Origin of the sequence: Flavobacterium sp. WC2409 (assembly GCF_041200085.1) — a bacterium.
Taxonomy (GTDB): Bacteria; Bacteroidota; Bacteroidia; order Flavobacteriales; family Flavobacteriaceae; genus Flavobacterium.
The window spans coordinates 1,531,722-1,545,258 of record NZ_CP165625.1; the positions used below are offsets into that span (position 1 = coordinate 1,531,722).

Below are 13,537 nucleotides of genomic sequence, written 5' to 3' on the forward strand. Positions count from 1 at the left end.
AAATGAAGACATTAGTACTATTATTCGCTTTGCTGTTTACTGGAGTTGTAAGTTTTGCACAACAAGATGCACAATTTACTCAATATATGTATAACACAATCAACATTAATCCTGCTTATGCTGGATCAAGGGGTGCTCTGAGTATTTTTGGTTTACATCGGGCACAATGGGTAGGGCTTGATGGTGCACCAGTTACAAATGCAATATCTATAAATACACCTATAAATAATAGTAAGTTAGGTTTAGGTATATCTATAATTAATGATAAAATTGGACCTACACATGAAAACACAATTTCTGCTGATTTATCGTATACCATTCCAACAACTGAATCAGTAAAACTCTCTTTTGGTATAAAAGCTACCGCAAATTTATTTGATCTAGATGTATCTCGTTTAAACCCTGTAGATGATGACCCTAGCTTGCACGATTATAATAATAAATTTTCTCCAAATATTGGTGCCGGTATTTATCTCCATTCTGATAGAGCCTATTTGGGGCTATCGGTTCCTAATTTCATAGAAACCAATCGTTATGATGATAATGAAGTTGCTATATTCAAAGAGCAAATTAATTATTACTTGATAGGTGGATATGTATTCGATCTAACTAGTGATCTAAAATTTAAACCTGCATTTATGACTAAAATGGTAAAAGGAGCTCCGTTACAAGTAGATTTATCAGGGAATTTTATGATAAATGAAAAGTTTGTTCTAGGTATAGCCTATAGATGGAGTGCAGCTTTAAGTGCTATGGCAGGATTTCAAGTATCCGAAGGTTTATATATAGGTTATGGATACGATTGGGAAACAACAAATTTAGACAATTATAATTCGGGCTCACATGAAGTATTCTTGAGATATGAGTTATTTAAAAACAATAAAAAAATGACAACTCCAAGATTTTTCTAAAAATCCAAAAAAATGAAAAAACAAATTAAATTCTATATCTTAATTATAAGTATTTTTTCATTCAATACTTATTCACAAAAGAAAATAATTGCAAATACGAAAATAATAAAAGTGGAATATGTATATGTAAATGTTATAAAAACATATGAAAGAGTTGCTCAAAAAGGTTATAAATCGATAGATCTATTTCAAAAACTAGGAAACTCTTATTATTCTAATAATGAGCTCGAAAAAGCAGCTAAATACTATGGCGAATTATTTATTATGACATCAGACTTAGAACCTGAATATTATTACCATTATGCTCAATCTTTAAATTTTATAGGACAAAATGATAAAGCGAATGAAATCTTAGATAAATTATGTCAAAAACCCGAAATGATGCTTGAATATAACAAAAAAATGAAAGTTAATCAATGACCCTCTAAAGCCAATTATTATGAAAATTTATACCACTCTATATATAGTAATTGGAAGTGTGTTTTTATTTAACTGTTTAGCCCAAGCAAATAAAGCTAATGTAACAGATAAAATTATGGATACTACAAATACAAAAATGCAAAATAAGATAACTAAAAATGTAAAATTATATCATGTTGAGGAAAATATTAATATGAAATTTGGAGGTTATACAACTACTTATAATGTATCCGACTCGAGTTTAGTAAACAGCTATGATTTAGGACCGAACAATACTAGAGTTGTAACACCAAAATATGAAAAAAAGACAATTGAAATAACCCAACCTGAAAAAAAAATAACTGAAATTACTTATCCAAAAAATAAAGTAATTGAAACGACTAAGCCTGTTATTACTACTGATCCTATTATAAAACCAAAATCAACTGATAAACACAATGACTTTGCATACGTATATATGATAAAAACATATCAAAGGGTAGCGGATAAAGGGTACAAATCTATAGAAATATGTAGTAAACTAGGAAATGCTTATTACTATAATTCAGAAATGGAAAAGGCAGCACAGTGTTATAGTGATTTATTGACTTTAACATCTGATTTAGAACCTGAGTACTATTACCGTTACTCCCAGTCACTGAGGTCCATCGGCAAAAATGATAAAGCCAATGAGATGCTTGAAAAATTCAATGAATTATCTGAAAAAAACACCAGATAATAGTATTTAAAAATCGATCAAAAAAAGTTAACACCAAGATTACTCTAAAAACAATCATTATGAAAAATAGTATACTCCTTTTTATAACAATAGTAAGTGTTTTTTCATCTAACTGTTTTGCTCAGAAGGCAAGGGTTTCCTCAGCCGAAAAAAAATATGATAGCTATGCCTATATTGATGCTATAAAAACCTATAAAAGGGTTGCGGAAAAGGGATACAAGTCGGCTGATATGTTTCAGAAATTAGGAAACTCCTACTACTATAATGCCCAGTACGATGAGGCTGCAAAATGGTATGGAGAATTATTTGCCATGACTTCTGATGTTGAACCTGAATATTATTTTCGCTATTCACAGTCACTAAGATCCATCGGTGCAAACGACAAGGCCAATGAAATGTTTGAAAAATTCAATCAACTTTCTGCTAATGATACTCGAGGGCAGATTTTTAAAAACAACGAGAATTTTTTAGATAAAATAAAAGAAAATTCAGGAAGATTTAAAGTAGAAGATGCAGGTATCAATTCTCAATATTCTGATTATGGAACTGCTATTTATCTAAATAAAATTGTATTTGCTTCAGCTAGAGATACAGGAAGTTTAGGACATAGAAAACATTCATGGACCGATCAATTTTTTACCAACTTATATGCGTCAAACCTAGGAGATGATATGGCACCTGGTGGAGTTGAGAAATTCAATAAAAGCTTAAAATCCAGATTTCATGAGTCCACCCCTACATTTACAAAAGATGGAAAAACCATGTATTTTACAAGAAATAATTTTCTTGATGGAAAAAAAGGAAAAGATGGCAATAACATTACTTTAATTAAAATATACAAAGCAAATTTCGAGAATGATCAATGGACTAACATAACTGAACTGCCTTTCGATAGCAATAACTACAGTACAGCACATCCTGCATTAAGTCCTGACGAGAAAACATTATATTTTGCATCTGATATGCCTGGAACCTTAGGACAATCTGATTTATTTAAAGTAGCTATTAAAGAGGACGGAACCTTTGGAAATCCGGTAAATTTAGGTAGCACAATTAATACCGAAGGTAAAGAGACATTTCCTTTCTTTACTGATGAAAATGAGCTCTATTTCGCTTCAAATGGGCATCCAGGGCTAGGAGGTTTGGATGTGTTTGTATCTAAAATGAATGACGATGGTACTTTCAACGAAGTACAAAATGTTGGTGCTGATGTCAATTCCTCAAAAGATGATTTTGCATATTTAATTGATACTAAATCAAGAAGAGGCTTTTTTTCCTCTAATAGAGACGGAGGACAAGGATATGATGACATTTATAAATTTTTAGAAACAAGAAGATTAACTTGTGAACAATTATTATACGGCGAAATAACTGATATTTCTACTGGGGAAGTGCTCGAAAACACAACAATAACCATATTAGATGACAAGTTAAATACTATTGGTACAACTACATCTGACGAAAAAGGGAACTATTCGATACCAGTAGAATGTGGTAAAAGATATAGTGTAAGAGCTGCAAAAGAAGACTATACTACAAAAGAACAAATAATCACAATTCTTAAAGAAAATGGAAAAACACATCTCCCATTTGCATTAGAAAAAGCAACTTGCAAAGTGGCTGTTGGTGATGATTTAGGAAAATGTTTTGGTATAAAAATGATTTATTTCGATTTTGACAAATCCGACATTCGAATAGAAGCAGCGCTAGATTTAGAAAAAATATTAGATGTAATGGACCAATATCCAAAAATGAAATTAGATATCCGTTCACATACTGATAGTCGTGGATCATCCAAATACAACGAAGCTTTATCGGATCGAAGAGCAAAATCTACAATAAATTGGCTAATTAAAAATGGTGTCAATAAAAATCGATTAATTGGGAAAGGATATGGTGAAAACCAACTTGTTAATCAATGTTCAGATGGTGTAGATTGTACGGAAGAAGAACATCAACTTAATAGACGTAGTGAATTTATTGTCACTGAATTATAAAAAACTATAAACTTAAAAAAGAGTGTCTTTAATAGACACTCTTTTTTAATAAAAAAAACTAACTCGATTTAAATTTTTGCAAATATATTAGTGTAATATTTTTTTCCAGTTGTAGGGTTTTCTCTAATTGATATTCCAAAATGAGTAAAATTACCTTCAATATTATCTTTATGTGCTGGACTATTTAACCATGCAGTAACAGCGGCTTGTGGGCTATTATAATTATATGCAATATTTTCACCTACAGTTTTAGCACCTAATACCTTTATGATATTTTCTGAACGAGCTACAAAATCATCATGATTTACTACATTATTTGTTATCATGTATTTATCATGCTCTTCAGATTTATAAGAAATATGGTTGATTTTTTCTAAAGGATTTAAACCAACACTTACACGGTATTCGTTTATTAAATCCATTGCTTCAATTTCTGATGCGGTGTAAGTATAATTAACTACTACTTCTGATTTAGCTTCAACTGGATTAGCTTCAGAACTATTAGAAGAACAAGAGTTCAAAGTAAATATTACTGTTATTAACATTAATACGTGAAGTAAATTTCTTTTCATAATTTAGTAGTTTAAGTTTAAAGTAGATTGTGGGGCAAACTTCTTTAAGACAATTTTGTATGCGTTCTAATTCTTTTTCAAATATAGATACATTTACGTTAAACTACCAATTTTTATCGATGAACTACATCTTTTGTTTTTAATATTAATCTTTTTCCTACAATTAAATTATTTTAGTTAATAAAAACTAAAATAAACAGCAACATAATATACCAAAATTTATTAAAAAATTACGTTCTAAAAACTAAATATAGACATTAATAAAAATAAATAGAATTAATATTGAAGAAAATTAATGACTTTATAAACTCTTATAGAAAATCATTATATATGATTAAAATGAACTATAAACGTATTTTATGTCCTAGAATAATATAATCTATTTAAAAAGGAAAAGGAAAAGGAAAAGGAAACATTTAAAACACAAAGAAAGGTGCCTTTAACAAGACACCTTTCTTTAATGTAAAACAAAACTAACTTAAATTATATTTTTGCAAAAATATTAGTGTAATATTTTTTTCCAGTTGTAGGATTTTCTCTAATTGATATTCCAAAATGAGTAAAGTTTCCTTCTATATTTTCTTTATGCGAAGGACTATTTAACCAAGCAGTAACGGCGGCTTGTGGGCTATTATAATTATATGCAATATTTTCACCTACAGTTTTAGCACCTAATACTTTTATGATATTTTCTGAACGAGCTACAAAATCATCATGATTTACAACATTATTTGTTATCATGTATTTATCATGTTCCTCAGATTTATAAGAAATATGATTAATTTTTTCTAAAGGATTTAAACCAACACTTACACGGTATTCGTTTATTAAATCCATTGCTTCAATTTCTGATGCGGTGTAAGTATAATTAACTACTACTTCAGATTTAACTTCAACAGGAGTAGCTTCAGATGCATTAGAGGAACAAGAGTTCATTGTGAATATTACAGCTAATAACAATAATAGACTAAGTAGATTTCTTTTCATAATATAGTAGTTTAAGTTTAAAGTAGATTGTGGGGCAAACTTCTTTAAGATAATTTCGTATGTGTTCTAATTCTTTTCAAACTTACATACTTTTTAAGTTAAACTACCAATAATATCGATGAACTACATGTTTTTATTTTTATTTTAATCTTTTTCTTACATTATGGAGATAACCTTTCAATTTTCCAAGTATAATCATCTTGGTATTTGTACCTGATCCTATCATGCAATCTATTAGCCCTCCCCTGCCAAAATTCAACTTCTAAAGGAACAACTAAAAAACCACCCCAATGTTCTGGTCTTGGGATAACCATACTTTCATATTCTTTTTCCAAATCTTTCAAATTGTCTTCTAAGAAAACTCGAGAAGGAACAACTTCACTTTGATTCGAAACTATAGCTCCTAGTTTACTTCCGTCAGGTCTTGAATCAAAATAATTATCGGACACAATTGCTGATGTCTTTTGAGCAATTCCTTTAATAATTACTTGGCGTTCTAAACCATGCCAAAAAAAAGAAAGACAAATATTAGGGTTATTGGCAATTGCTTTCCCTTTCTCAGAATTATAATTGGTATAAAATACAAAACCTTCTTCTGAAAACTTTTTTAGCAAAACTACTCTTGCTTTTGGAAACCCATCCAAACCAATTGTTGATACAGTCATTGCGTTAACCTCTTCTCCACTATCAAAATCTTCTACTTCATGGAACCATCTATTAAACAAGTTTATTGGATCTTCAGGGATATTTGATTCCAATAACTCACTCTTTTCATACGATTTTCTATAATTACTTAAATCATTCATCTTTTTTAATTTTAAGATTTTAATTTTGCAAAAACATCTTTTACAATTACACTATTAATTAAAGGATCTACTTATTTTTAGAAATTAAAAACAACTCCATCATCCGCTAATACAACTTCAGGGAAAATTGTTTCCGCTTCTTCTTTAAACAATTTTATATTTTCATATCGGGTTGAATAATGCCCCAAAACTAACTGTTTTACATTTGCTTTCAGCGCTATACTTGCTGCTTCTTTTGCGGTTGAGTGCATTGTTTTCCTTGCTAATGTATCTTCCGATTCTAAAAAAGTGGATTCATGGTATAAAACATCAACATTCTTTATCAATGAAACAATCGATTCATCATAAACCGTATCGGAACAAAATGCATAATTTTTTGTTGGTAATGGATCAAATGTTAATTTATTATTTTCAATTATTCTTCCATCATCTAAAACGATATTTTTCCCATTTTTAATGTTTTGGTAATAACATTCTTCAATTTCAAAACTTTTAACTGTATCAATATTCAACTTCCTTTTATCAGGTTTCTCTTGAAATAAAAAACCATTAGTATAAATCCGGTGTTTTAGAGGTATTGTTTTAACAATTACTTTTTCATCTTCAAAAATCACTTCGCTTTCATTTGATTCTAATTCATGAAAATATAAATTATAATTTGTCCATGAATTAGCTAATCTCAATTGCAATAAAATAATTTCTTTAATCCCTTTGGGACCATAAATATGAAGATCTGTGGTACGACCCAACAAAGTAAACGTTGAAACTATACCTATTAAACCAAAAAAATGATCACCATGTAAATGGGAAATAAAAATGTGGTTGATTTTTGAAAATTTAATTTTGTTTTTACGAAGTTGTACCTGAGTTCCTTCACCACAGTCAATAAGAAATAGTCTGTTTTTAATTTCTAAAATTTGAGAAGTTGGATTGGTAAATGTTCGTGGAGTTGCTGCATAGCAACCAAGAATTGTTAGTTTCAATTTTATAATTTTCGGTTAAATGCAAAAGGTTAAATAAGTCAATAAAGTTTAAGGTTTAAAACCCTAAATCTCTTTCAATCTCTTCCATTTCAATAATATCATGTGCTTCTAATAATGAAGGAACAACAAGAAGTTCTTCAGGTATTGCATTATAATCAAAATCGGCAACAACAATAACGAAAGATTTTTTTGCTTTTTTATGCTGTTTAGACAAAGGCATAAACTGTTTGATCTCATTAATAGACAGATCGTCATGAAACAAAAGATCTATAACAATATTATCTTTTTCAAATGTTTTATATTGGTGCGTCACTTTCATCAAAAAAGAAGTAAAATCACCTTGAGTATCTTTTATTATTACGGAGTGTTTTTTTTGATCTACTTTCATTGCTTTTGATTTTCAAAATTAGGAAGTAGCTAAGTTACTACCGTTTTTTTTAAATTACTGAATTTTTGATGCTAAAAGATAGATTACAGCCATTCTGATTGCTACACCGTTTTCAACTTGGTTTAAAATAACCGATTGTTGTGAATCAGCAACTTCTGACGTTATCTCTACTCCTCTATTTATAGGACCTGGATGCATAATTACAATTTCCTTATTTAAAGAATCCAATAAGGTTTTATCTAAACCGTATTGTTGTGCATATTCTCGCGTAGACGGGAAAAAATTAACATCCATACGTTCATTTTGCACTCGTAACATATTTGCTACATCACACCATTCTAGCGCTTTTCGAAGATTAGGTTCTACAGTTACCCCAAGAGACTCAATATGTCTAGGAATTAATGTTTTTGGCCCACAAACTTTAACTTCGGCACCTTGCATTTGCAAGGCATATATATTAGAAAGTGCTACTCTAGAATGTAAAATATCTCCCACTATAACCACTTTTTTTCCAGCTACTTCTCCTAATTTTTCTCTAATAGAATAACTATCCAATAAAGCTTGAGTTGGATGTTCATGCGCTCCATCACCTGCATTTACAATACTTGCTTTAACATTTTTTGATAAAAAGTAAGCAGCTCCAGGATTAGCATGCCTCATTACTACCATATCTACTTTCATAGAAAGTATATTATTTACAGTGTCAATTAAGGTTTCTCCTTTTTTAACAGATGATTGAGCTGCCGAAAAACTAATCACATCAGCTGATAATCTTTTTTGTGCTAATTCAAATGAAAGTTTAGTACGGGTACTGTTTTCGAAAAAAATATTAGCGATAGTAATGTCTCGTAAAGAAGGTACTTTTTTTATTGGACGATTAATTACTTCTTTAAAATGATCGGCAGTTTCAAAAATAAGGTCAATATCATTCTTGTTAATGTATTTTATACCTAGTAAATGATTTACGCTTAATTCTTTCATTCTTTTACGATTATTATTATTTTATCAGCTTAGCTTTTTGAACGATTTGTTTTACTGATTAGTTGGTAATTAAATAGACCACATCTTCACCGTCATTTTCTTTCCAATTAACCTTTACTTTTTCCCCATTAATTGCATCAACTTGTCTCCCTCTATAATCCGGTTGTATAGGTAAATTTCGGCTAAAACGTCTATCAATAAGTACCAGTAATTCAATTTCTGATGGTCTTCCAAAAGATTGAATAGCAGTTAATGCAGATCGAATACTTCTTCCAGTAAACAAAACATCATCAATGAAAATAACTTTTTTATTTTCGACAATAAAATTGATTTTTGTTTTATTGGCTTCTAATGGTTTATCAGTTCTACGGAAATCATCTCTAAAAAAAGTAATATCTAAATATCCTAACTGAATTTCAGGAGTATTGTATTCATCTTCTAACATGGTTTTTAAACGCTCAGCAAGAAATGTACCTCTAGGCTGAATACCTACTAGAATAGTATCTTTAAAATCGAGATGTTTTTCAATTAGCTGACAAGCCAAACGATGGAGAATGATATTGACTTCTTTGGAATTGAGCAAAACTTTTTGAGTCATAGTAAAGTATTGTGTTTGGTTTTGCAAATATACAAATTCAAATTTATGATTTAATAATTATATCTCTAGAATATGTTTTTGATATTTTTTTTTAATAAAGAAAACCAATTTACAATAAGCCAAAGATATTGTAATAATACTTATTTAGGTGTTCTTTATCTTATTTATAAAATGATTAAAGATAATTAAGTCTAGAAAAAACAATTAGCTTAAATATAATTCTATAGAAAGTTATTTTATAACAATCCATTTGAATTATATAACAAATTTCTTTTGGCAATTGGTAATTTTATAATTCAATTTTAAATCCATTTATTATGATGACCAAAATAACAAAAACACTTTTACTTTTCACAATCCTAATTTCATTTACAAGCTGTTCCGTAATTGGCGGTATCTTCAAAGCAGGTATGGGCGTAGGTATTATTATTGTAGTCGCTATTGTAGCAATTATTTTATTTGTTATTAGTAAAATATCAGGTAAAAAATAGAACTAATTGTTAAATTTCTAAATAAAAAATATTTTTACACTTCATTTTTATAGTTTTTCAATAATTTTAATAGTAATTTTAATATAAAATTCACAATTATTCGATTATGAAATTAACTATATTTTATATTACTCTTTTTTTATTTTCATCAATTTCATATTGTCAAGAAAATTGTAATAATGGAATTGATGATGATGGTGATGGAAAGATCGACTTAAATGATTTAGATTGTATCTGTAATCAAACAGCGGTGCGTTCTATTATTCCAAACCATTCTTTTGAAGAGTATTCTTTTTGCAAAGAAGCCAAAATTTGGGTACCCGCTAATAATTCCAGAACTGAATATATCAATTGTGGATTAGATTTGGATGGTCAAGAAATATTGAAAAATGGGCTTTCTAATTATCCAGACGGATTTGGTATTTATGGAGCCATGTATACAGGAAATAAAAAAGGGTATATCGGTACTTGTTTAATATCGCCAATGTTAGCTGACGAAGAATACCAGCTGACACTCGATATTGCAACATTAATCGTTGGAGGTGATGCAGCTTTAGGAACTTCAAACAAAGTTTCTAAAGAAAATTTTAAACAATTGAGAGTTTCTGAATTAGAGCCCATAAATATTACTTTATACGGAACTAGTAATTGCGAAAATCTCCCACTTACCTCAGATGTCTATGTCAACATTTACCAAAGTCCTCCTACTTATGGTCCAAAATGGATAGAAATAGGAAGCGTAACATATACTCCAGTTTCAAAATGGGAAAAAATAACAATCACTTTTACACCAACAGTCGACATTGAAGCAATAATACTTGGTAGTCCTCAAAAACTGCCAGAAAGTTACCCTTATGCCCCTTTTAGAGGTCCTTATGAAGCCCCTTTTTTTTTATATGATGATTTAATTTTAAATAAATCATCCCTATTTGGAGTGAATATTTTAAGGAATGGTGCCTTTTGCGAGAATAATTTAGTTTTGACTGCAAACCCAACTATACTAATAACACCAAGTATTAAGTATCAATGGTATAAAGAAGGAATTGCAATAGTAGGAGCTACAAATAAAGATTTCAGCATACCATATGAGACTAAAAATTATGGGAATTATATTGTAAAAATCACTGATAATACTGGTTGTATTCTAAGTTCACCTTATAACCTTAACAATACTATTCCAGAGCCAACAGTTTTAATTACGCAACCCACTTGCTCCGTAAATACAGGAACAATCACGATAACATCTCCTGCAAAAGAGTATAGTTTTGACAGAGGAAAAACCTGGACAACAAATAATGTAGCTACAAATTTAGTGTCAAAAACATATTTTATAAAAACTAGAAATGTTTTAAATTGTGAAGCTTCAAAAATTGTTGTGATAAATAATTTGCTCAATTTCCCAGAAATTTATGCTACAACCCCAATATCCTATGTGCAATTTGCAGTGGCTAAAGAATTAACTGCTGGCGGAACAAATCACTTATGGTATACTACTGAAACGGGAGGTACAGGCTCAACTGAAACTCCAATTCCACAAACATCTATATTAGGTTCTACTGATTATTATGTAAGTCAGACTATAAATGGATGCGAAGATAATCAACGAAAAAAAATCACTGTAACTATTTATCCAGTTCCATATGCATTTGAATATCCCCATTTTTTCACACCAAATGGAGATGGAGAAAATGATTTTTGGAATATTCCTGAATTTGTAAAAGAAAACGAGGCCTTAATTTATATTTATGATCGATATGGCAAATCATTAGCGATAATTAAACCAAATGATATTGGATGGGATGGAAACTATCAAGGAGTTCCATTACCTTCAAATGATTATTGGTTTAAAGCAATCTATAAAGAAAATGGGGAACTCACTGAATTCAAATCTCATTTTACTTTAAAAAGATAGCCATCATAAAAAATGATTTTATGATGGCTAAAAATAATAGTATTATTTAGTATTAAGAATACATCTTAACTCTCAATTCTTGTATTTTTTCATCGTCAAGATACTCATCAAAAGTCATATAACTATCAATAGCTCCTTTTGGCGTTAACTCCACTACTCTATTTCCCACCGTTTGTGCAAACTCATGATCATGTGTAGTAAAAATAACAGAACCTTTAAAGTTTTTCAAAGAGTTGTTGAATGCCGTAATCGACTCTAAATCCAGGTGATTGGTAGGTTCATCTATCATCAATACATTTCCTCTTTCCATCATCATTCGAGACAACATACAACGTACTTTTTCTCCTCCTGATAATACTCTACAGGTTTTCAATGCTTCCTCTCCTGAGAAAATCATTTTACCTAGAAAACTACGAATATTAACCTCATCGCGTTCTTCCTCTGTTTTTACCCATTGACGCAACCAGTCAACTAATGATAAATCACTTTCAAAAAAAGAATGATTTTCTACTGGCAAATAAGCTTGGTTTGTAGTCACTCCCCAATCAAAATTACCTGTGTCTGCTTTTTTATTCCCATTCAATATTTCGTAAAAGGCTGTTGTAGCACGAGAATCTTTTGAAAAAAGAACAATTTTATCTCCTTTGGCCATATTCAAATCAACTCCTTTAAACAATACTTCGCCATCAATTGAAGCACTTAAACCTTGAACATTTAATATTTGATCTCCTGCTTCACGCTCTTGATCAAATATAATTGCAGGATAACGACGACTCGAAGGTTTAATTTCAGAAATATTCAATTTAGAAATCATCTTTTTACGAGAAGTAGCTTGCTTTGATTTGGCTACATTCGCAGAGAAACGACGTATAAATTCTTCTAATTCTTGTTTCTTTTCTTCGGCTTTTTTGTTTTGTTGTGCACGTTGTTTTGCCGCTAATTGGCTAGACTCATACCAAAACGTATAATTTCCTGAATAATGATTTATTTTACTAAAATCAATATCAGATATATGAGTACAAACTGAGTCTAAGAAGTGTCTATCGTGAGAAACTACAATTACTGTATTTTCATAATTGGCCAAGAAATTTTCTAACCAAGCAATAGTTTCAAAATCCAAGTCATTGGTAGGCTCATCCATAATAAGCAAGTCAGGATTACCAAAAAGAGCCTGCGCCAAAAGCACACGAACTTTTATTTTTCCTTCTAGATCACCCATTAAGGTATAGTGATGCTCCTCAGTAATTCCAAGATTGGATAACATAGATGCAGCATCTGAATCAGCGTTCCAACCGTTCATTTCTTCAAATTGAACTTGTAACTCCCCTATTCTATCTGCATTTTTATCATTATAATCCAGATAGAGTTCGTCCATTTCTTTCTTAACTGAATACAAAACCTTGTTCCCCATTATTACGGTTTCCAATACGGTATGTTCATCAAACATATTGTGGTTTTGATTTAAAACCGACATACGCTTTCCTGGTTCTAAATGGATATGTCCAGATGTAGGATCCATTTCTCCAGAAATTATTTTAAGAAAGGTTGATTTTCCAGCACCATTAGCTCCGATAACTCCATAAATATTACCATGTGTAAAGGTGGTATTTACTTCGTCGAATAAAATTCGTTTGCCAAATTGAACTGATAAATTATTAACTGTTAACATAAATGTTTTTTATAAAAATTTTTGCAAAAGTACAAAAAATTAATGATTTTTTTATTTATACAAAGACAATTTGCTGAATTGAATTAAACAAAAATGAATCGTAT

Annotated in this window: 14 protein-coding genes; 6 read left to right on the forward strand and 8 right to left on the reverse strand. The window is 30.0% G+C overall.

Annotated features, from left to right (window positions below; genetic code table 11):
• The first annotated feature begins 2 nt into the window (after window positions 1–2).
• From AB3G34_RS06600 to AB3G34_RS06615, 4 genes are read left to right on the forward strand one after another with little or no spacing between them, the layout of a single operon-like run.
• A complete protein-coding gene (locus AB3G34_RS06600) occupies window positions 3–911 on the forward strand; it encodes a type IX secretion system membrane protein PorP/SprF (protein ID WP_367753234.1) in 909 nt (302 codons plus the stop codon).
• 12 nt (window positions 912–923) lie between these two features.
• Window positions 924–1,331 (forward strand): tetratricopeptide repeat protein, encoded by a 408-nt coding sequence (locus AB3G34_RS06605; protein WP_369753857.1) that lies wholly within the window; start codon window positions 924–926, stop codon window positions 1,329–1,331.
• Between the two features lie 19 nt (window positions 1,332–1,350).
• Complete coding sequence (locus AB3G34_RS06610; protein ID WP_367753238.1) at window positions 1,351–2,049, forward strand: tol-pal system YbgF family protein; 699 nt, start codon at window positions 1,351–1,353, stop codon at window positions 2,047–2,049.
• A 59-nt stretch (window positions 2,050–2,108) separates the two neighbouring features.
• Window positions 2,109–4,046 carry an OmpA family protein gene (locus AB3G34_RS06615; protein WP_369753859.1) on the forward strand — a complete coding sequence of 646 codons (1,938 nt, stop codon included), beginning with the start codon at window positions 2,109–2,111 and terminating at the stop codon, window positions 4,044–4,046.
• A 68-nt stretch (window positions 4,047–4,114) separates the two neighbouring features.
• On the opposite strand, the gene AB3G34_RS06620 is transcribed toward AB3G34_RS06615, so the two are convergent.
• The 7 genes from AB3G34_RS06620 to pyrR all read right to left on the reverse strand — a co-directional run bounded on the left by AB3G34_RS06620 (window position 4,115) and on the right by pyrR (window position 9,361).
• The gene (locus AB3G34_RS06620; protein WP_367770080.1) at window positions 4,115–4,618 is read right to left on the reverse strand and encodes a CAP domain-containing protein; all 504 of its coding nucleotides are present in this window, start codon (window positions 4,616–4,618) and stop codon (window positions 4,115–4,117) included.
• 483 nt (window positions 4,619–5,101) lie between these two features.
• Complete coding sequence (locus AB3G34_RS06625; protein ID WP_369753860.1) at window positions 5,102–5,605, reverse strand: CAP domain-containing protein; 504 nt, start codon at window positions 5,603–5,605, stop codon at window positions 5,102–5,104.
• 161 nt (window positions 5,606–5,766) lie between these two features.
• Window positions 5,767–6,411, reverse strand: coding sequence for a pyridoxamine 5'-phosphate oxidase (gene pdxH, locus AB3G34_RS06630; RefSeq protein ID WP_369753861.1), 645 nt, complete (start codon window positions 6,409–6,411; stop codon window positions 5,767–5,769).
• Between the two features lie 77 nt (window positions 6,412–6,488).
• Complete coding sequence (locus AB3G34_RS06635; RefSeq protein WP_369753862.1) at window positions 6,489–7,394, reverse strand: ribonuclease Z; 906 nt, start codon at window positions 7,392–7,394, stop codon at window positions 6,489–6,491.
• Window positions 7,395–7,449: 55 nt separating this feature from the next.
• Window positions 7,450–7,782 carry a ribonuclease Z gene (locus tag AB3G34_RS06640; protein WP_367753250.1) on the reverse strand — a complete coding sequence of 111 codons (333 nt, stop codon included), beginning with the start codon at window positions 7,780–7,782 and terminating at the stop codon, window positions 7,450–7,452.
• A gap of 54 nt (window positions 7,783–7,836) precedes the next feature.
• Window positions 7,837–8,763, reverse strand: a complete 927-nt coding sequence (locus AB3G34_RS06645) for an aspartate carbamoyltransferase catalytic subunit (RefSeq protein WP_367753252.1) — start codon at window positions 8,761–8,763, stop codon at window positions 7,837–7,839.
• Between the two features lie 58 nt (window positions 8,764–8,821).
• Window positions 8,822–9,361, reverse strand: a complete 540-nt coding sequence (pyrR, locus tag AB3G34_RS06650; protein WP_367770091.1) for a bifunctional pyr operon transcriptional regulator/uracil phosphoribosyltransferase PyrR — start codon at window positions 9,359–9,361, stop codon at window positions 8,822–8,824.
• Window positions 9,362–9,678: 317 nt separating this feature from the next.
• On the opposite strand from pyrR, the gene AB3G34_RS06655 reads away from it, so the two are divergent.
• Together AB3G34_RS06655 and AB3G34_RS06660 are read left to right on the forward strand one after the other, a co-directional pair.
• Window positions 9,679–9,852 (forward strand): hypothetical protein, encoded by a 174-nt coding sequence (locus AB3G34_RS06655; protein ID WP_367770094.1) that lies wholly within the window; start codon window positions 9,679–9,681, stop codon window positions 9,850–9,852.
• A gap of 106 nt (window positions 9,853–9,958) precedes the next feature.
• On the forward strand, window positions 9,959–11,764 hold the full coding sequence (locus tag AB3G34_RS06660; protein ID WP_369753863.1) for a T9SS type B sorting domain-containing protein: 1,806 nt from the start codon (window positions 9,959–9,961) through the stop codon (window positions 11,762–11,764).
• Window positions 11,765–11,816: 52 nt separating this feature from the next.
• Here the strand turns inward: AB3G34_RS06660 and AB3G34_RS06665 are convergent, their stop codons facing one another.
• Window positions 11,817–13,433, reverse strand: a complete 1,617-nt coding sequence (locus tag AB3G34_RS06665; RefSeq protein ID WP_367770099.1) for an ABC-F family ATP-binding cassette domain-containing protein — start codon at window positions 13,431–13,433, stop codon at window positions 11,817–11,819.
• Window positions 13,434–13,537 lie beyond the last annotated feature (104 nt).